The 18884-nt window shown below is 69.5% G+C and carries 16 protein-coding genes and 4 tRNA genes; 11 read left to right on the top strand and 9 right to left on the bottom strand.

Going from position 1 to position 18884, the window contains the following annotated elements; all coding sequences use genetic code 11:
• Window positions 1-487: 487 nt before the first annotated feature.
• Window positions 488-790 (top strand): MerR family transcriptional regulator, encoded by a 303-nt coding sequence (locus ABZ370_RS39145; protein ID WP_358631816.1) that lies wholly within the window; start codon window positions 488-490, stop codon window positions 788-790.
• Between the two features lie 40 nt (window positions 791-830).
• Window positions 831-902, top strand: a tRNA-OTHER gene (locus ABZ370_RS39140).
• Between the two features lie 51 nt (window positions 903-953).
• Here ABZ370_RS39140 and ABZ370_RS39135 read toward each other — a convergent pair.
• Entirely contained in the window at window positions 954-1976 is a 1023-nt protein-coding gene (locus tag ABZ370_RS39135) for an ABC transporter permease (protein ID WP_358631660.1), read from the bottom strand.
• A gap of 110 nt (window positions 1977-2086) precedes the next feature.
• Between ABZ370_RS39135 and hrpA the strand changes: the two genes are divergently transcribed.
• The 3 genes from hrpA to ABZ370_RS39120 all read left to right on the top strand — a co-directional run bounded on the left by hrpA (window position 2087) and on the right by ABZ370_RS39120 (window position 6590).
• Window positions 2087-6037: an ATP-dependent RNA helicase HrpA gene (gene hrpA / locus ABZ370_RS39130; protein ID WP_358631657.1), complete on the top strand. Its 3951-nt coding sequence runs from the start codon at window positions 2087-2089 to the stop codon at window positions 6035-6037.
• A gap of 131 nt (window positions 6038-6168) precedes the next feature.
• A tRNA-Asp gene (locus tag ABZ370_RS39125) sits at window positions 6169-6243 on the top strand.
• Window positions 6244-6365: 122 nt separating this feature from the next.
• Window positions 6366-6590: a DUF6274 family protein gene (locus ABZ370_RS39120; protein WP_358631654.1), complete on the top strand. Its 225-nt coding sequence runs from the start codon at window positions 6366-6368 to the stop codon at window positions 6588-6590.
• A 424-nt stretch (window positions 6591-7014) separates the two neighbouring features.
• Here the strand turns inward: ABZ370_RS39120 and bldC are convergent, their stop codons facing one another.
• Complete coding sequence (gene bldC, locus ABZ370_RS39115) at window positions 7015-7221, bottom strand: developmental transcriptional regulator BldC (protein ID WP_003949541.1); 207 nt, start codon at window positions 7219-7221, stop codon at window positions 7015-7017.
• A 508-nt stretch (window positions 7222-7729) separates the two neighbouring features.
• Window positions 7730-8566 carry a hypothetical protein gene (locus ABZ370_RS39110; protein ID WP_358631651.1) on the bottom strand — a complete coding sequence of 279 codons (837 nt, stop codon included), beginning with the start codon at window positions 8564-8566 and terminating at the stop codon, window positions 7730-7732.
• 269 nt (window positions 8567-8835) lie between these two features.
• Here ABZ370_RS39110 and ABZ370_RS39105 point away from each other — a divergent pair, with 269 nt between their 5' ends.
• Window positions 8836-9900, top strand: coding sequence for a Glu/Leu/Phe/Val dehydrogenase dimerization domain-containing protein (locus tag ABZ370_RS39105; protein WP_358631813.1), 1065 nt, complete (start codon window positions 8836-8838; stop codon window positions 9898-9900).
• A 449-nt stretch (window positions 9901-10349) separates the two neighbouring features.
• Entirely contained in the window at window positions 10350-10610 is a 261-nt protein-coding gene (locus ABZ370_RS39100) for a DUF3073 domain-containing protein (RefSeq protein WP_358631648.1), read from the top strand.
• Between the two features lie 131 nt (window positions 10611-10741).
• Here the strand turns inward: ABZ370_RS39100 and purM are convergent, their stop codons facing one another.
• From purM to ABZ370_RS39085, 3 genes are all read right to left on the bottom strand, one after another.
• Window positions 10742-11812, bottom strand: coding sequence for a phosphoribosylformylglycinamidine cyclo-ligase (purM, locus tag ABZ370_RS39095; RefSeq protein ID WP_358631645.1), 1071 nt, complete (start codon window positions 11810-11812; stop codon window positions 10742-10744).
• 47 nt (window positions 11813-11859) lie between these two features.
• On the bottom strand, window positions 11860-13419 hold the full coding sequence (gene purF / locus ABZ370_RS39090) for an amidophosphoribosyltransferase (RefSeq protein ID WP_358631642.1): 1560 nt from the start codon (window positions 13417-13419) through the stop codon (window positions 11860-11862).
• 135 nt (window positions 13420-13554) lie between these two features.
• Window positions 13555-14121, bottom strand: coding sequence for a sterol carrier family protein (locus ABZ370_RS39085; protein ID WP_358631639.1), 567 nt, complete (start codon window positions 14119-14121; stop codon window positions 13555-13557).
• Between the two features lie 92 nt (window positions 14122-14213).
• On the opposite strand from ABZ370_RS39085, the gene ABZ370_RS39080 reads away from it, so the two are divergent.
• Window positions 14214-14615 (top strand): nuclear transport factor 2 family protein, encoded by a 402-nt coding sequence (locus ABZ370_RS39080; protein WP_358631636.1) that lies wholly within the window; start codon window positions 14214-14216, stop codon window positions 14613-14615.
• A 55-nt stretch (window positions 14616-14670) separates the two neighbouring features.
• On the opposite strand, the gene purL is transcribed toward ABZ370_RS39080, so the two are convergent.
• Genes purL through purS form a run of 3 tightly spaced genes read right to left on the bottom strand, consistent with a single transcriptional unit; the run spans window position 14671 to window position 17872 of the window.
• A complete protein-coding gene (gene purL, locus ABZ370_RS39075; RefSeq protein WP_358631633.1) occupies window positions 14671-16920 on the bottom strand; it encodes a phosphoribosylformylglycinamidine synthase subunit PurL in 2250 nt (749 codons plus the stop codon).
• Window positions 16917-17597 carry a phosphoribosylformylglycinamidine synthase subunit PurQ gene (gene purQ / locus ABZ370_RS39070; RefSeq protein WP_358631630.1) on the bottom strand — a complete coding sequence of 227 codons (681 nt, stop codon included), beginning with the start codon at window positions 17595-17597 and terminating at the stop codon, window positions 16917-16919. Before purQ ends, purL begins: the two co-directional genes overlap by 4 nt.
• Entirely contained in the window at window positions 17594-17872 is a 279-nt protein-coding gene (gene purS / locus ABZ370_RS39065) for a phosphoribosylformylglycinamidine synthase subunit PurS (RefSeq protein WP_358631628.1), read from the bottom strand. Before purS ends, purQ begins: the two co-directional genes overlap by 4 nt.
• A gap of 303 nt (window positions 17873-18175) precedes the next feature.
• On the opposite strand from purS, the gene ABZ370_RS39060 reads away from it, so the two are divergent.
• The 3 genes from ABZ370_RS39060 (at window position 18176) to ABZ370_RS39050 (ending at window position 18834) form a co-directional block, all read left to right on the top strand.
• Window positions 18176-18493, top strand: coding sequence for an Lsr2 family protein (locus ABZ370_RS39060; RefSeq protein WP_358631625.1), 318 nt, complete (start codon window positions 18176-18178; stop codon window positions 18491-18493).
• Window positions 18494-18608: 115 nt separating this feature from the next.
• Window positions 18609-18680, top strand: a tRNA-Gly gene (locus ABZ370_RS39055).
• Window positions 18681-18758: 78 nt separating this feature from the next.
• Window positions 18759-18834, top strand: a tRNA-Gly gene (locus tag ABZ370_RS39050).
• Window positions 18835-18884: the final 50 nt, after the last annotated feature.

Raw genomic sequence — 18884 nt, 5'->3', positions numbered from 1 at the left:
ATATGCCGCTTTGCAGAGGCTCGTCTGCCCGCTCTGCCGCCCCGCACGCTTGGCTGGCCCGCGTGTGCCAGATCTCTGCCCTTCCGAACCGATGAAAATCTGTCGCGGCGACTGTAGACATGGACCGCTCGCCGGAGTTAGATTCCCAGTCGTAGTCACGGCGCCCGGAAGGGCGCGGCAGTCACCGACGACAAGGAGGCGGACACCATCAGGATCGCCCGGGCGAAGAGCTGAGTCCGCTCGGGTACCGCATGCCCCTGAAGGGAAGGTGGTCCCCGGTCAGAGATCCGCGATCCCCGCACACTCGTCTGCGCAGACGAGTTCGCGGAAAATGGTGTTGAACCCCTCGGGGCCCTGGTGCCGGAAAGGCGCCAGGGCCCCTCGACGCGCGACCGACGACGCGACCGACGAGATGACGGATGAGGTGTCAGTGGCCGAGGACCAGCAGCACAACCGGCTCGATGACGACGATTACCCCGCTTACACCATGGGCCGTGCCTCCGATCTCCTCGGCACCGCTCCGGCCTTTCTGCGGGCCCTCGGCGAAGCCGGTCTGATCACACCGCTGCGCTCGGAGGGCGGCCACCGCCGCTACTCGCGCCACCAGCTGCGCATCGCCGCGCGTGCCCGGCACCTCGTCGACCAGGGCACCCCGATAGACGCCGCCTGCCGCATCGTCGGACTGGAGGACCAGCTCGAAGAGGCCCGGCGCCTCAACGACGAACTGCGGCGCGGCGCCCCGGCACCGCGCCGTGACGGCGATTGCGCGGCGGGCCCCCGGGTGGGGTAAAGTAGATCTTGCAACACCGCCCCGAGGGGCGGGAGTTGATGCGTCGGTCGTCTAAGGCAAGATACTCGTCTCCAAACGAGGGATGTAGGTGCAAGGCCTGCTCGGCGCTCCATAGAAGATCCCCCTCCTGACACCAGGAGGGGGATCTTTTTCGTTCACGCGCTCACGCGGATGGTGTCGCCGTGCCCGGGCGGCCGCCCGGGTGGCGGTGGCGCCAGATCCAGAAGACGACGGTCGAGACCAGGGACCACCCGGCCAGCACCAGGAACGGGAAGGCGTGCTGGTGCTCACCGAAGTAGACGGCGGTGTGCTGGGCGTTGACGGAGGCGCCCGGCGGGAGCCAGCGGCCCACGGTGCCGAGCAGGGACGGGAGCAGGGGCCAGGAGACCGCGCCGCCCGACGAGGGGTTGCCGAGGAGGACCATCAGGCCCCAGGTGGGAATGAGCGCCCAGCGCCCGAACAGGACGTTGAACATGGAGAAGACCATCCCCGAGGTGAACATGGTCAGCGCGAGGATCGCCCAGGACCCGGCGAAGGGGAGGTCCAGCGCGCCGAGCCCCCAGTCGACGATCGCGGCGATGACGAAGCCGCCGAGCAGGGCGTAGGCGAGGGTGAAGGCGATCCGCCCGGCCGGGGTCAGACCGGCCGCGTTGACGCTCAGCTGGACGGCGCCCAGGAAGCCCATGATCACCGCGGCCAGCGAGATGTAGAAGACCGCCAGGCCCCGCGGATCGCCCGGCTGGAGCGGGTTCAGGTCCCGTACGGCGACGGGCACGCCCACCGCCCGGCCCACCTTCGTACCGGCCGAGGCGAGCACCTGGGCGACGCTGGCGCCCGCGGCTGAGGACAGATCCAGCTCGACGCCGCGGCCGCGGGTCCGCAGAATCCCGAAGATCCGCTGCTCCTCGGCGGCCCAGCGGGCGCGGCCGTAACCGGGCTCGCGGTGCAGCCGCAGCGAGGCGTTCAGGGCCTTCTCCATCCCGGCGACGAAGCGCCGCGGCGGGACCTCGCCCCGGTGGGCGCTCACGACGGCGACGGGGATCTGGCGCGGGGTGGGGTTGGCGAAGGCGTAGGTGTACGAGCCCGCGAAGAGCCCCGCGCCCGCCGAGATGATCAGCACGATGACCGCGGCCGGGAAGCACGGGCTGCGCTTGAACCGGGCCCACGGGGAGTCGTCGTCCGCCATGTGCTCAACGTAGAACGGACCATCCCGGCATATCGCACGACGTGGCCCGGACAACACCCGGCGGAAATGGTTCGCCAGTCGTTTTGCCGAGGTGAGATCCTGGGGTCCGTATGTCCACGACTCCTGCCCCCGCCCTGCCCGCCCTCCTGGAGCGGCTCCCCGAGCTGATGCTGCGCGACCAGCAGCGGCTGGGGCGCCGGCTCGACGGCGCGCGCCGGATACGCAAACCCGAGGCCCGTGCGGCCGTGCTCGGCGAGATCGCCGAGGACATCGACCGGGCGGAAGTCCGGGTCGCGAACCGCCGCACCGCCGTACCGGACGTCACCTATCCGGAAGAACTGCCGGTCAGCCAGAAGAGGGACGACATCCTCGCGGCCGTGCGCGATCACCAGGTGGTGATCGTCGCGGGCGAGACCGGCTCCGGGAAGACCACCCAGATCCCCAAGATCTGTATGGAGCTGGGCCGCGGCGTCAAGGGGCTGATCGGCCATACCCAGCCCCGCCGGATCGCGGCCCGCACGGTCGCCGAGCGCATCGCGGACGAGATCGGGACGCCGCTCGGGGAGTCGGTCGGCTGGAAGGTCCGCTTCACCGATCAGGTGAGCCCGGACACCCACATCAAGCTGATGACGGACGGCATCCTGCTCGCCGAGATCCAGACCGACCGCGAGCTGCGCCAGTACGACACGATCATCATCGACGAGGCCCATGAGCGCAGCCTCAACATCGACTTCCTGCTCGGCTATCTGGCCCAGCTCCTCCCCCGCCGCCCCGACCTCAAGGTCGTGATCACCTCCGCGACCATCGACCCGGAGCGCTTCTCCCGCCATTTCGGTGACGCGCCGATCGTCGAGGTCAGCGGGCGTACGTATCCGGTGGAGGTGCGTTACCGGCCGCTGCTGGAGGAGGGCGGCGAGGACAGCGACCGGGATCAGATCACCGCGATCTGCGACGCCGTGGACGAGCTCCAGTCCGAGGGTCCTGGCGACATCCTGGTCTTCCTCTCCGGCGAGCGGGAGATCCGGGACACGGCCGACGCGCTGACCAAGAAGCAGCTCAGATCCACCGAAGTACTGCCGCTGTACGCCCGGCTGTCGCACGCCGAGCAGCACCGGGTCTTCCAGAGACACAGCGGCCGCCGGATCGTCCTCGCGACGAACGTCGCGGAGACCTCGCTGACCGTCCCCGGCATCCGGTACGTGATCGACCCGGGCACGGCCAGGATCTCCCGCTACAGCCATCGCACCAAGGTCCAGCGGCTGCCCATCGAGCCGGTCTCGCAGGCCAGCGCCAACCAGCGCAAGGGCCGCTGCGGCCGGACCAGCGACGGCATCTGCGTCCGGCTGTACTCCGAGGACGACTTCCTCACCCGCCCGGAGTTCACCGACGCCGAGATCCTCCGTACCAACCTGGCCTCCGTCATCCTCCAGATGACCGCGGCGGGGCTCGGCGACATCGAGAAGTTCCCGTTCCTCGACCCGCCGGACCGGCGCAACATCAAGGACGGCGTCCAGCTCCTGGAGGAGCTGCACGCGCTGGACGGCAAGCAGAAGGACCCGCGCAAACGGCTCACCCCGGTCGGCCGGAAGCTGGCCCAGCTACCGGTGGACCCGCGGCTGGCCCGGATGGTGCTGGAGGCGGACCGCAACGGCTGCGTCCGCGAGGTCATGGTGATCGCGGCGGCGCTGTCCATCCAGGACCCGCGCGAGCGCCCCTCCGACAAGCAGCAGCAGGCGGACCAGCAGCATGCCCGGTTCAAGGACGAGTCGAGCGACTTCCTGGCCTTCCTCAACCTGTGGAAATACATCCGGGAGCGGCAGAAGGAGCTGTCCTCGTCCGCGTTCCGCCGTATGTGCCGCAACGAGTACCTGAACTACTTGCGCATACGCGAGTGGCAGGACATCTACAGCCAGCTCCGTACGGTCGCCAAGACCATGGACATCCAGCTGTCCGAGCAGGACGCGGCGCCGGACCGCATCCATCAGTCGCTGCTGTCCGGGCTGCTCTCCCACGTCGGCCTCAAGAACGCCGGGGGGGAGGGCGGGAAGGACAGCGCGAAGAACGAATACCTGGGCGCGCGCAGTGCCAAGTTCGCCGTCTTCCCCGGGTCGGCGCTGTTCAAGAAGCCGCCGCGCTGGGTGATGTCGGCCGAGCTGGTCGAGACGTCCCGGCTGTGGGCGCGGGTCAACGCCAAGGTCGAGCCGGAGTGGATCGAGCCGCTCGCCGAGCACCTGGTCAAGCACACCTACAGCGAGCCGCACTGGGAGCAGAAGCAGGCGGCGGTGATGGCGTACGAGCGGGTCACGCTGTACGGCGTGCCGATCGTCGCCCAGCGGAAGGTCAACTACGGCCGGATCGACCCCGAGACCAGCCGTGACCTGTTCATCCGCAACGCCCTGGTCGAGGGCGACTGGCGCACCCACCACCAGTTCTTCCAGGACAACCGGAAGCTGCTGGGCGAGGTGGAGGAGCTGGAGCACCGCGCCCGGCGCCGCGACATCCTGGTGGACGACGAGACGCTCTTCGACTTCTACGACCAGCGCATTCCGGAGCATGTGGTGTCCGGGGCGCACTTCGACTCGTGGTGGAAGCACAAGCGCCATGAAGAGCCGGAGCTTCTCAACTTCGAGAAGTCGATGCTCATCAACGAGCGGGCGCAGGGCGTCTCCAAGGACGCGTATCCGGACTCCTGGCGTCAGGGGAGCCTCAAGTTCAAGGTGACGTACCAGTTCGAGCCGGGGGCGGACGCGGACGGTGTGACCGTCCACATCCCCCTCCAGGTGCTCAACCAGGTCACCCCGGACGGCTTCGACTGGCAGATCCCGGGGCTGCGCGAGGATCTGGTCACCGAGCTGATCCGGTCGCTGCCCAAGCCGGTGCGCCGCCACTACGTCCCGGCGCCGAACTACGCCAAGCGCTTCCTGGACGGCGCCGTGCCGCTCCAGGAGCCGCTGACGGCCGCGCTGGGCCGGGAGCTGCACCGGATGGTGGGGGTGCGGATCGAGCCGGAGGACTGGGACCCGGCCAAGGTCCCCGACCATCTGAAGATCACCTTCCGGGTGGTCGACGAGCGGCGCCGCAAACTCGCCGAGGACGAGGACCTGGAGGCGCTCAAGCAGCGGCTGAAGCCGAAGACCCGGGCGGCGATCTCCAAGGTGTTCGAGTCCTCGAAGGAGGCCGTCGGCATCGAGCAGCGCGGCGGGCTGACCTCGTGGACGGTCGGCACGCTGCCGCGCACCTTCGAGACCCGCCGCGGCGGCCAGCCGGTCAAGGCGTATCCGGCGCTGGTGGACGAGGGTGCCTCGGTGGCGCTGCGGCTCTTCGACACCGAGCCCGAGCAGCGGCGGGCGATGTGGCGGGGCACCCGTCGGCTGATCCTGCTCCAGCTGCCGTCCAGCCCGGCGAAGTTCGCGCAGGGGAAGCTGACCAACACGGCCAAGCTGGCCCTCTCCAGCAGCCCGCACGGCAATATCGCGGCGCTCTTCGAGGACTGTGTCTCCGCCGCCGCCGACCGGCTCATCGCGGCGCGCGGTGGCCCGGTGTGGGACGAGGAATCGTTCCGCAAGCTCTTCGACGCGGTACGGGCCGACATCGCGGACGCCACGCTGGACACCGTCCGGAAGGTCCAGGAGGTGCTGGCGGCCTGGCAGGCGTGCGAGCGCCGGCTGAAGGGCATCAAGAGCCCGGTGCTGCTGGCGTCCCTCGCGGACGTCCGGGAACAGCTCTCGGAGCTGATCACGCCGGGCTTCGTGACCGCGCACGGGGTACGCCGCCTCCCGGACCTCATGCGCTATCTGGTGGCCGTGGACCGCCGCCTCCAGCAGCTCCCCACCAACGCCGAGCGGGACCGCACCCGGATGGCGAAGGTCAGGGAGATGCGGGACGAGTACGCCTGGCTGCTGGAGCAGTTCCCGGCGGGCCGCCCGGTGCCCCCAGAGGCGCTGGAGGTTCGCTGGATGATCGAGGAGCTGCGGGTCAGCTACTTCGCGCACGCCCTGGGCACGGCCTATCCGGTCTCCGACAAGCGCATCGTGAAGGCCATCGACGCGGTGGCGCCGTAGCCGTCCGGCCCGTCCGGAGCCGCCGGACGGGCCGGGCGGGCGCGAGTTCGACCGCACCCCCTGACCTGCTGTAGAGTCTGTGACGCAGAGCAGCGAGGCACACAGCGAACAAGCTGTGGAGCGTCACTGATGGTCCTGTGGAGCAGTTTGGAGTGCTCGCCACCCTGTCAAGGTGGAGGCCGCGGGTTCAAATCCCGTCAGGACCGCACAACACTCGAAGGCCCGGATTCGCACACAGAATCCGGGCCTTCGGTCGTCTTGACGGCGACCCGCGCGCGGCGGTACCCAGAACTGAAGGTGGCGTGGGGCTGGCCGGGAGGTGCGGCACATGACGACGACCGCGAAACATGAGACCAGGGCTCTGCTGCGGGCCCATCTGGCGGCCGCCTCGGTCTACCGCCACTTCACCCGGCGCTGCCCGGTCTGCCATCGGCTGCTGCGGCTGGCGATGGAGCCCGCGGAGGCCGCGGCGCCCGCCGAGGCGGCACCCGGGGACCCCGGGCCCGGGGAGGCTTCCGGGCCGGTGCCCGCCGATGATCCATCAACTCGGTAAGCCTTTACCGCAGTTCAGCGGAAATCGACAAGCGTTGAACTGTGTGACGGGAGTCACCGGAAGCGCCGGGAGAGTGGGGGAACTTACACCCGCCTCACAACAGGTCAATTTAATATGTGCAATTGCACCCTCTGTCCGGGCCATTCCCAGGCCATACCCACACCCCCGGCCGGGCACCCCTCGCGGGCCGTCAAGACCCTCCCCGGCCCTGTCCCGAACCCCGGCGGACGGCCCGTCAGACGGGTGCGGAGCGCCCGCCACGCGGGCATAAAAAAGATCGCGCTGGACCCGGCGGAGTCCAGCGCGATCGACGACGCACCCATGTCGAGCGGTGATGGCCTGTTGGGGCAGGCACCCGTCGTGGTGGAGCCATACAGGCGAAAACCGGGCTGGGGGGCCCGGATATGCCCGGTTATGCGGTTGTTCAGGCCTCGCTGCGCTGCTGCGGGATGCCCGCGAGAAGTGCACGGACCTCCGCTTCGCGGTAGCGCCGGTGCCCTCCAAGCGTGCGGATGGACGTGAGCTTGCCTGCCTTGGCCCAGCGCGTGACCGTCTTCGGGTCCACACGGAACATGGTGGCAACCTCAGCCGGGGTCAGCAGCGGCTCGGCATCAGGGGTGCGAGCGGTCATGAGCGGCCTCCTCGGGAGAACCGAACCATCACGGTTCTTTCCTCTAAATTCTGCACCTTGACCCGCGTTGCCCGAAATGGCGGACGCGGGCCGAGTCGGTTATAGGACGAACGGCTTGTCCTCGGCACTACAACTACACCATCTGTCCAGCCCCGTCGGCCAAACCGATGGAATTGCCCTCTCAGGTGCCCAACCTCGACGGAAGCCGATGGACCATGTCATAGCGGACAGTCACGCGACCGTGACGATCAGTCACAACAGGATCAGGGGTATCAGATCCACCAAGGAGGGCAATACCGATGAATCCGCCCATACTTGGGCGGAAGGAGAACTTCCCGGACTCCTTGTCCTATTTTGACACGAGGATGGGGGATTGCCGCAAGACCCGAAGTCAGTGCTTTAGATCACCATTGACGCAATGGCCCGGATCGGGACCTACGTCCCCCCGCTCCGGTTCTCTGACGCACCCCGCCGCCCGATGGCTCCGTTTTCCCGGACCCGATCCGTCTCAGCTGGCGTTCTGCCGGTTCCGGATCTCGCTCCACCGGTCCGTGAGCCGCTCGTACGCGCTGCCCGCGCGCTCCCCGTCCCCGTCCTTCAGTGCCGCGAGCCCTTCCGCCACATCCGCCGCCGAGCGGTCGTCCTCCAGCTGTCCGGCGGGCACCACGTGCACCAGACCGCCGTAGTCCAGCTCGACCAGCGACCGGGGATGAAATTCCTCCAGCCACCGGCCCACGTCGACCAGGCCGTCGATGAGCGGCCCCTCGCCGAGAGCCTCCTTGAGCACCTTAAGCCCGCGCGCGACCCGCCGCCTGGCCTGGACCATCGGGGTGCGGTAACGCAGGATGAGACCCTCCTCACCCTTGGTGTACTCGCGCTCCCCGTCGGCGAAGAGCACGAACCAGCGGACCGGGACATGCCAGGTCGCCGAGCGAATCCACGGCCGGGCGTCCGGGTTGCGCTCCAGCCACTGCTCGTAGTCCGCGGAGGCCTGCCGGCGCACCACGGGGGGCAGCGCGGCGTCCAGGAGGGGGCCGGGAAGGCGCTCGGGCAGCTCTTCCAGGGCCAACCAGCCACGCAGCCGCGTCCGCCACGGACAGACGCATGTCACGCCGTCCACGACCGCCACAAAGGCGTCCGCGCTCTCGTGCACCGGAACCGCCACCGGCGGCACAGGCAGCAGGTCGGCGAGCGAGCGCCGCAGCTCGTCCTGCGCACCGGGGAGGTCGTCGCGCTTGGCATAGCGTGCCCAGTGCGTGCGCTCCCGTTCAGGAAAAGCGGCCAATGGCTCATAGACACGGAGATACGCCGCATACGGGACAATCACCGAAGACGCCAAGGTCACACGCGCTCCCTCAAGGCCGATACCACCGCCAGGAGTTGCCTACCCCCTGCTCACGGCATCGTCCCACGACCACCATGCGGACTCGTCGGGGACATGGCCGCTCCCGCGCCTTCCCAGGGCTTACGCTCGTGCCCACCGGCCCTCCCCACCAGCACGGAGGGCGCCTTACCCGACCTATGGGAGTCACCACCGTGACCGACGTACGTCACACCGTCAGCGTCGACGGTCCGACGGAGAGTCGCGTGCCGAGCCCTCTCTCACCCCTGTCGATGCTGTTCCGCAGCGATCTCGGCGGCCATGAGCAGGTCCTGCTGTGCCAGGACCGGGAGAGCGGGCTGAAGGCCGTCATCGCCCTCCACTCGACCGCCCTGGGCCCCGCCCTCGGCGGCACCCGCTTCCACGCCTACAGCGCCGAGGAGCACCCCGAGGAAGCGGCGGTCCTCGACGCGCTCAACCTCGCCCGCGGCATGTCCTACAAGAACGCGCTGGCCGGGCTCGACCACGGAGGCGGCAAGGCCGTGATCCTCGGCGATCCCGAGGAGATCAAGACCGAAGCGCTGCTGCTCGCCTACGGCCGTTTCGTGGCCTCCCTCGGCGGCCGTTACGTCACCGCCTGCGATGTGGGCACCTACGTCGCCGACATGGACGTCGTCGCCCGCGAGTGCCCCTGGACCACCGGCCGCTCCCCCGAGAACGGCGGCGCCGGCGACTCCTCTGTACTGACCGCCTACGGCGTCTTCCAGGGCATGCGGGCCAGCGCCCAGGCCGCCTGGGGCGAGCCGACCCTGCGCGGCCGCCGGGTCGGCATCGCGGGCGTCGGGAAGGTCGGCCACCACCTGGTGGAGCATCTGCTGGAGGACGGCGCCGAGGTCGTCGTCACCGATGTGCGCGCCGCGTCGGTCGACCGGGTACTGGCCCGCCACCCCCGGATCGAGTCGGTCCGGGACACCGCCGCCCTGATCCGCGCCGATCTCGACGTGTACGCGCCCTGCGCCCTCGGCGGCGCGCTGGACGACGACACGGTGCCCGCGCTGACCGCGAAGGTGGTGTGCGGCGCGGCCAACAACCAGCTCGCCCATCCGGGCGTCGAGAAGGACCTCGCCGACCGCGGAGTCCTCTACGCGCCGGACTACGTGGTCAACGCGGGCGGTGTGATCCAGGTCGCGGATGAGCTGCACGGGTTCGACTTCGAGCGGGCCAAGGCCAAGGCGTCAAAGATCTTTGACACGACTTTGGCCATTTTTGATCGGGCCCGGACCGATGGCATTCCGCCCGCGGCCGCCGCCGACCGGCTCGCCGAACACCGCATGGCGGAGGGTCACGGCGCCGCCTGAGGACCGTCCGAGCAGGGGCCGAGTACCGCCTGAGCACTGCCTGAGCGACGCCCGGGGGACACCTGGGCGTCGCTCGGGCATTGCTCGACCGACACCCGGCGGACCGCCGCGACAGGCCGTACGGGGGGGGCCGAGAACGCCCTCCGGAACGGCCCGCGGCGGCCGGTGAGAGACCCCTCGGAGGCCCCTCGGCGAGAGATCCCTCACCACCCGTCGGCGGGTCGGCCCCGGAGACAGGTTAAAATCGCAGCTGACCAGCGGGGACGGGGCGCCCCGCGGGTTCTGCCTCGTGGCACGTCGTGTGGGCGACGTACCGTATGGCCACAGAAGCAGGTACCGTTGAAGCCCTACGGATCGGTCTCTCTTTGGAGAGTCCGCTCCGATTCATGAACGTGAACGCGTGTCAAGACTCTGGGGCCGTCGAGCCCCGTCGTTGAGGGGGTCGAGCCATGGGGCGCGGCCGGGCCAAGGCCAAGCAGACGAAGGTCGCCCGCCAGCTGAAGTACAACAGCGGCGGGACTGACCTCTCACGCCTGGCCGAGGAGCTGGGCGCATCGCCGACATCGAATGAGCCGCCGAATGGCGAGCCGTTCGAGGATGACGATGAGCTGGACGATGATCCGTACGCACAGTACGCGAATCTGTACAACGACGATGACGACGAGGACGACGACCGGTCTGATCCGTCCGCGCAACGTCGCCGCGCCTGAATGTGCATCCCCGCATCCGCGGGGTTGATTTACGCCCATTCAAGGCGCTCGGCAATCGCCGCACCTCTGCCGGTCCGGGGCACCCGCCTCGGACCGGCTTCTGTGCTGTCCGCGTAACCAACGCGGCAAGCTCAGCTCGCGTAGTCACCGGTCAGCGTCACCGCTTCCGTGTCACCGGCCGTGCGGTCGGTGATCTCGCCGCTGACCCAGGCGTCCACCCCGCGGTCCGCCAGGGTCGTGAGCGCGGCGTCCACCGACTCGCCCGGCACGACGGCCATCATGCCGACGCCCATGTTGAGGGTCTTCTCCAGCTCCAGCCGCTCCACCGAGCCGAGCCGCCCCACCAGGTCGAAGATCGCGCCGGGGGTCCAGGTCGAGCGGTCCACCTCCGCGCGCAGGCCCTCCGGGATGACCCGGGCCAGGTTGTTGGCGAGCCCGCCGCCGGTGATGTGCGAGAAGGCGTGGACCTCGGTCGTCCGGGTGAGGGCCAGGCAGTCCAGCGAGTAGATCCGGGTCGGCTCCAGCAGCTCCTCCCCCAGCGCCCGGCCCAGCTCCGGAACCTCGCGGTCCAGCGCCCAGCCGGCCCGGTCGAAGAGCACATGGCGGACGAGCGAGTACCCGTTCGAGTGAAGTCCGGACGAGGCCATGGCGATCACCGCGTCCCCCGTACGGATGCGATCCGCACCCAGCACCGCGTCCGCCTCGACGACGCCCGTACCGGCCCCGGCGACGTCGAAGTCGTCGGCGCCCAGCAGCCCCGGGTGCTCGGCGGTCTCGCCGCCGACGAGCGCGCAGCCCGCCAGGGCGCAGCCCTCGGCGATGCCCTTGACCAGGGCGGCGACCCGCTCCGGGTGGACCTTGCCGACGCAGATGTAGTCGGTCATGAACAGCGGCTCGGCGCCGCACACCACGAGGTCGTCCACGACCATGCCGACCAGGTCGTGACCGACCGTGTCGTACACGCCCATGCGGCGCGCGATGTCCACCTTGGTGCCCACCCCGTCGGTCGCGGACGCCAGCAGGGGGCGCCGGTAGCGGGCGAGCGCGGAGGCGTCGAAGAGGCCCGCGAAGCCGCCGAGGCCGCCCACGACCTCGGGCCGGCTGGCCTTCTTGACCCACTCCTTCATCAGCTCGACGGCGTGGTCGCCCGCCTCGATGTCGACGCCCGCGGCGGCGTAGCTGGCACCAGTGGTCTCAGACATGACCTTGGGTTCTTTCGTTTCGGGAAGCGCGTACGAGGGCCGGGGCCTCAGGGGCGGCGGAGCGCGTCGGCGCCGCCGACACCTGCGGTCAGCGTCCGCACACCGTCGGCGTCGGCACTGCTCTGGCCCTGCGTCTCGGACTCCAGCAGATGCTTGCCCAGCAGCCCCGGGTCCGGCAGGTCCATCGGGTACTCGCCGTCGAAGCAGGCGCGGCACAGATTCGGCTTGGCGATCGTGGTCGCCTCGATCATGCCGTCGGTGGAGATGTACGAGAGGGAGTCGGCGCCCAGCGACTTGCCGATCTCCTCGGTCGACAGCCCGTTGGCGATCAGCTCGGCGCGGGTCGCGAAGTCGATGCCGAAGAAGCAGGGCCACTTGATGGGCGGGCTGCTGATCCGGATGTGCACTTCGAGCGCACCGGCCTCACGGAGCATCCGCACCAGGGCGCGCTGGGTGTTGCCACGGACGATCGAGTCGTCCACGACCACCAGCCGCTTGCCCCGGATGACCTCCTTGAGGGGGTTCAGCTTGAGCCGGATGCCGAGCTGCCGGATGGTCTGCGACGGCTGGATGAAGGTCCGGCCGACGTAGGAGTTCTTGACCAGCCCGGAGCCGTACGGAATCCCGCTCGCCTCGGCGTACCCGACGGCGGCCGGGGTGCCGGACTCCGGCGTCGCTATGACGAGGTCGGCGTCGGCCGGGGCCTCCTTGGCCAGCTTGCGGCCCATCTCGACGCGCGAGAGGTAGACGTTGCGGCCCGCGATGTCGGTGTCGGGGCGCGCCAGGTACACGTACTCGAAGACGCAGCCCTTGGGCCGGGCGTCGGCGAAGGTCGTGGAACGCAGACCGTTCTCGTCGATCGCGACCATCTCGCCGGGCTCGATCTCCCGGATGAAGGACGCGCCCACGATGTCGAGCGCCGCCGACTCGGACGCCACCACCCAGCCGCGCTCCAGGCGGCCGAGCACCAGCGGGCGGATGCCCTGGGGGTCCCGGGCGGCGTACAGCGTCTGCTCGTCCATGAAGACGAGGCTGAAAGCGCCCTTGACCTTCGGCAGCACGATCGGAGCGGCCTGCTCGACCGTCAGCGCCTTGCCGTCCTCGTCGACCTGCCCCGCGAGCAGGGCGGTGACCAGGTCGGTGTCGTTGGTGGCCGCGACCTGGGTGGCCCGGCCCTTGTCTCTGGGCAGGGCCTCGACCAGCTCCGCCAGCTCGGCGGTGTTGACCAGATTCCCGTTGTGGCCCAGCGCGATCGAGCCGTGGGCGGTCGCCCGGAACGTCGGCTGCGCGTTCTCCCACACCGAGGCTCCGGTGGTGGAGTAGCGGGCATGACCGACCGCGATGTGGCCCCGCAGGGAGCCGAGGGAGGTCTCGTCGAAGACTTGTGAGACCAGACCCATGTCCTTGAAGACAAGGATCTGGGAGCCGTTGCTCACTGCGATTCCCGCGGACTCCTGACCGCGGTGCTGCAGCGCGTACAGCCCGAAATAGGTGAGTTTGGCGACCTCTTCGCCCGGCGCCCAGACTCCGAAGACGCCGCAAGCGTCCTGGGGGCCCTTCTCGCCGGGGAGCAGGTCGTGGCTGAGTCGTCCGTCACCACGTGGCACGGCATCGAGTCTAGGCCAGTTCCGCTGTGCGTCCGAACGAGGGACCCGATGGGGGGCGTATGTCACATTTACCGAGGGCCGCGCCCGGCCCGCCCGGCACCCCGCCCGACCCGCCCTGACCTGCGATGTCTCCGCCTAAGCGCGGACGGGGAGATGAGCGGCGAGATCGGCGCGCTCGCCGCTCGCCCTCACCTCCCCGGACTCCAGCGCCGCCGCCCAGCCGATCCGGCCGGTGGCCAGCCGGACCCAGGTCAGCGGGTCCGTCTCGACGACGTTCGGCGGGGTGCCGCGAGTGTGCCGGGGCCCCGCCACGCACTGCACGACGGCGAACGGCGGGATGCGCAGCTCGACCGACCCGCCGGGCGCCTTCGCCGCGAGGCCGTCGGCCAGCAGCCGGACGGCGGTGGCCAGCGCCTGACGGTCGTACGGCACGGCCAGGCCCGTGGCCGCCGCCAGATCGTCGGTGTGGACGACCAGCTCGGCACAGCGGGCGGCCAGGACGTCGGCGGCGTCGCCTTCGTTCACCGCCGTCGGCAACCGCGCGATCAGCTCACGGACCGACCGGCCGCCGGTCCGGGCGGGCGCGTCGAGCCGCTCCTCGTCCAGCCCGCGCACCGCCTCCTGGACGTGCCGCAGCTGCGCGGTCGCGGCGGCGCGGGTCTTGGCGGGGTCGTAACGACGGGCGCGGGCACGGGGCGGCATGGCAGCGAGCCTATCGACAGCCGGGCGGGCTCGACGGAGGATGGAGAAAGGGAATAAAGAGGTATCTATGGGTACGAAAGGTGTGAGGAATCATGGGCGAGCACCCCGATGCCGCCGTGGTGCGCCGCGCCGCCACCGCGTTCCAGCAAGGCGACCTGGACACCCTCGCCACGCTGCTGACGACGGACGTCGTCCAGCATGTGCCCGGTGACCACATGCTCTCCGGGCACCACAAGGGCCGGGACGCGTGCATGCAGCTGTACCGCACCGAATACGAGGAGACCGGCGGCACCCTGCGGGTCGACATCGAGACGGTGCTGCCCGACGGGCGCGGGCATGTGATCTCGGGCCAGCACTGCCGCGCCGAACGCGGCAACCGCACGCTGGACATGAAGACCGGGCTGTTCTTCACCATCGTCGGCGGGAAGATCAGCGACATCGACTACTGCGTCGAGGACATCGACGCCGCCAACGCCTTCTGGGCGAAGAGCTGACGAAGCCCCGAGCGTGGCCCCGCCCACGTCGGGACGGGGCCACGCGGGCGGGTGCTCAGGCCAGCAGGGCCGGGATGGTCGCCTCGTAGGGCTCCCGCAGCTCCGCCAGGGGGATCGAGAACTGGCCCTGGACGTCGATCGTCTCGCCGTCCACGACACCGATCCGGGCCGCGGGGAGGCCGCGCGCCCCGCACATGTCGTTGAAGCGGATCTCCTCGCTGCGCGGGACGGACACCACGGCCCGGCCGGCGGACTCGGAGAACAGCAGCAGGAAGGGGTCCACGCCGTCGGGGACGACGATCCGGGCGCCCTTGCCGCCGCGCAGGCACGACTCGGCGAGGGCCTGGATCAGGCCGCCGTCGGACAGGTCGTGGGCCGCGTCCACCATGCCGTCGCGGGAGCCGGAGATCAGGATCTCGGCGAGCAGCCGCTCGCGCTCCAGGTCGACCTTGGGCGGCAGCCCGCCGAGGTGGTCGTGGATCACCTGCGACCAGGCCGAGCCGCCCAGCTCCTCGGCGGTGTCGCCGAGCAGGTAGAGCAGCTGGCCCTCTTCGGCGAACGCGATCGGCGTGCGCCGCGCGACGTCGTCGATCACGCCGAGGACGGCGACGACCGGCGTCGGGTGGATGGCGGTCTCCCCGGTCTGGTTGTAGAGGGAGACGTTGCCGCCGGTGACCGGGGTGCCCAGGGTCAGGCAGCCGTCCGCCAGACCGCGGGTGGCCTCCGCGAACTGCCACATGACCGCGGGGTCCTCCGGCGAGCCGAAGTTGAGGCAGTTGGAGATCGCGAGCGGCTTGGCGCCGGACGCGGCGACGTTGCGGTACGACTCGGCGAGGGCGAGCTGCGCGCCCGCGTACGGGTCGAGCTTGGCGTAGCGGCCGTTGCCGTCGGTGGCGACGGCGACGCCGAGCCCGGTCTCCTCGTCGACCCGGACCATGCCGGAGTCCTCGGGCTGGGCGAGGACCGTGTTGCCCTGCACGAAGCGGTCGTACTGGTCGGTGACCCAGGACTTGGACGCCTGGTTCGGGGAGGAGATCAGGCGCAGCACCTGCGCGCGCAGCTCGTCCCCGGTGGCCGGGCGGGGCAGCTTGCCCGCGTCGTCGGCCTGGAGGGTGTCCTGCCAGTCGGGGCGGGCGTACGGGCGCTCGTACACCGGGCCCTCGTGGGCGACGGTGCGCGGCGGCACGTCCACGATCTGCTCGCCGTGCCAGAAGATCTCCAGCCGCTCGCCGTCGGTGACCTCACCGATCACGGTGGCGATGACGTCCCACTTCTCGCAGATCTCCAGGAAGCGGTCGGCCTTCTCCGGCGTCACGATCGCGCACATGCGCTCCTGCGACTCGCTCATCAGGATCTCCTCGGGGGAGAGCGAGGAGTCGCGCAGCGGCACGGTGTCCAGCTCGACGCGCATACCGCCGGAACCGGCGCTGGCCAGCTCGCTGGTGGCGCAGGACAGACCGGCGCCACCGAGGTCCTGGATGCCCTCGACCAGCTCTTCCCTGAAGATCTCCAGGGTGCACTCGATGAGCAGCTTCTCCTGGAACGGGTCGCCGACCTGGACGGCGGGGCGCTTGGTGGGCTTGCTGTCGTCGAACGTCTCGGAGGCGAGCACGGAGACGCCGCCGATGCCGTCGCCGCCGGTGCGGGCGCCGTAGAGGATGACCTTGTTGCCCGTGCCGGACGCCTTGGCCAGGTGGATGTCCTCATGCTTCATGACGCCCACGCACAGGGCGTTGACCAGCGGGTTCCCCTGGTAGCAGGGGTCGAAGACGACCTCGCCGCCGATGTTGGGCAGGCCCAGGCAGTTGCCGTAGCCGCCGATGCCCGCGACGACACCGGGCAGCACCCGCTTGGTGTCGGGGTGGTCGGCGGCGCCGAAGCGCAGCGGGTCCATGACGGCGACCGGGCGGGCGCCCATGGCGAGGATGTCGCGGACGATGCCGCCGACACCGGTGGCCGCGCCCTGGTAGGGCTCGACGTACGAGGGGTGGTTGTGCGACTCGACCTTGAAGGTGACCGCGTAGCCCTGGCCGACGTCGACGACGCCCGCGTTCTCGCCGATGCCGACGAGCAGGGCGTCGCTCTCGGGGGCCTTCTCGCCGAACTGCCGCAGATGGACCTTGCTCGACTTGTACGAGCAGTGCTCGGACCACATGACGGAGTACATGGCCAGCTCGGCGCCGGTGGGCCGGCGCTCCAGGATGGCGCGGACGCGCTCGTACTCGTCCTGCTTCAGCCCCAGCTCGGCCCAGGGCTGATCGGTGTCCGGGGTCTGGGCGGCGTGCTTGGTGGTGTCCAGGGTCATGCGCTGACCAGCCTCTTGAGGATCGAGGTGAAGAAGCCGAGCCCATCGGTGCGACCGGTGCCGATCAGGGGCTCGACGGCGTGCTCGGGGTGCGGCATGAGGCCGACGACATTGCCCTCCGCATTGGAGATCCCGGCGATGTCGCGCAGGGAGCCGTTGGGGTTCAGCTCCTGATAGCGGAAGACGACGCGGCCCTCGGCCTCCAGTTCATCGAGGACGCGCTCGTCGGCGACATAGCGTCCGTCGATGTTCTTCAGCGGGATGTTGATCTCCTGACCCTGCTCATACGAGCGGGTCCAGGCGGTCTCCGCGTTTTCCACCCGCAACTTCTGATCGCGGCAGATGAAGTGCAGATGGTTGTTGCGCAGCATCGCACCGGGCAGCAGATGGGTCTCGGTGAGAACCTGGAACCCATTGCAGATGCCAAGCACCGGCATACCCGCCTTCGCCTGGGCGATGACGGTCTCCATTACCGGGGAGAAGCGGGAGATCGCTCCGGCGCGCAGATAGTCGCCGTAGGAGAAGCCGCCCGGCAGGATCACCGCGTCGACCTGCCTCAGGTCCTTGTCGCGGTGCCACAGCGGTACGGGTTCGAGACCGGCGGTGCGGACCGCGCGCTGGGTGTCGCGGTCGTCGAGGGTCCCGGGGAAAGTGACGACTCCGACGCGTGCGGTCACGACTCCGCCTTCGCGGTGGCGTCGGCCTCGGCGGCCTCGACCTTCACATCGAAGTCCTCGATCACGGTGTTGGCGAGGAAGGTCTCGGCGATCTCGCGGATACGGGCGAGGGCGGCGTCGTCGACCGGGCCCTCCACTTCGAGTTCGAAGCGCTTGCCCTGACGGACGTCGGCGATGCCCTCGAAACCGAGGCGGGGCAGTGCGCGCTGCACCGCCTGGCCCTGGGGGTCGAGGATCTCCGGCTTGAGCATGACGTCGACTACGACGCGTGCCACTGGCACTCCCGATGGTGTGGTGCTGGTGCGTAAGGCGGTGGCCCAAGCCTACCCCGAGGCAAAATCTACGCGGGTAGATAACTTTCCGAGGTCACGCTCACGCATCATCTACGACAACCACCAGGGAAAGATCCAGCAAAAACGCGTCGTCCGGATTGTGGTGTGACACGCTGACGGAATTACCGGGGCTTCACAATACAATGCCGGTCGCTGTACAAATGAAAAAGCATTGTTCGCTAACAACTGGACAGCTGACATCTTTGCACGTCAACGCAACGATGCAGCCCGAAAGGACCGATATCCGTGGCACAGCGCGTAGTAGTCACGCTCTCCGACGACATCGACGGAGGGGCTGCCGAGGAGACGGTCACGTTCGGTCTGGACGGCAAGTCGTACGAGATCGACCTCACCTCCGCCAATGCGTCGAAACTTCGCGACACCCTCGCCCCGTTCGTGGAGGCGGGCCGCAAGCGGTCCCGCTCCGGCAAGACCTACCGCCGCACCTCCGTGGCCCCGGACCCGGCCGCGGTGCGCGCCTGGGCCCGGTCGAACGGCATGGAGGTGCCGCCGCGCGGGCGCATCCCCAAGAAGGTCTACGAAGCCTTCAACGAGTCCCGCTGAACCGCGCGTTCAGTCGGCGTTCAGCCGAGTTGCACAACACCCCGGGTGGTCCGCTAGAGTCTGGAGCACGCCGAGGGGCGAGGCGAGAAGGCCAAAACCCCGAGGAACACACCATGCGGGTGTAGCTCAGTAGTAGAGCGCCCCCTTTCCAAGGGGGAGGCGCAGTGTGCGATCCCTGTCACCCGCTCTCATCACTCTTCGTTCGCCTTCGGGAGCTCCGCTAGAGTGATGCGCGCGCCGATCGGTGAAAGCCGGTCGGAGGCATGCGGACGTAGCTCAGTTGGTAGAGCGCAACCTTGCCAAGGTTGAGGTCGCGAGTTCGAACCTCGTCGTCCGCTCCACAGAGGCTTGAGGCGCCGGTCGAATCGACCGGCGCCGAAACGAGGTGTGA

The sequence above is a fragment of the Streptomyces sp. NPDC005962 genome (assembly GCF_040629205.1).
Classification (GTDB): Bacteria; Actinomycetota; Actinomycetes; order Streptomycetales; family Streptomycetaceae; genus Streptomyces.
Note: the sequence above shows the minus strand (reverse complement) of the source record. Positions and strands in the feature narration are given on the sequence as shown.